At 69.7% G+C, this 271-nt stretch carries 1 pseudogene; it reads left to right on the forward strand.

From position 1 onward, the window contains the following. Positions 1 to 29: 29 nt before the first annotated feature. Positions 30 to 271 (forward strand): annotated as a pseudogene (locus tag Q5762_RS38460) (glutamine--fructose-6-phosphate aminotransferase); the annotation flags it as partial.

Raw genomic sequence — 271 nt, forward strand, 5'->3', positions numbered from 1 at the left:
GCAACGCCCACCCGCACCGCCATGGCCGCGTGGCGGTCGTCCACAACGGCATCATCGAGAATTTCCGCGAGCTGCGCGACGAACTTGTCGCGCTTGGCCTGACCCCCGAGGGCGAGACCGACACCGAGACCGTCGCCCTTTTGACCGCCCATCATCTCGATCAGGGCATGGGGCCGGTCGAGGCAGCGCGGGCGACGCTGGCGCGGCTGCACGGCGCCTTTGCGCTGGCCTTTTTGTTCGAGGGCGAGGGCGACCTGATGGTGGCGGCGCG

Source organism: Streptomyces sp. P9(2023) (assembly GCF_032436795.1).
GTDB lineage: Bacteria > Actinomycetota > Actinomycetes > Streptomycetales > Streptomycetaceae > Streptomyces.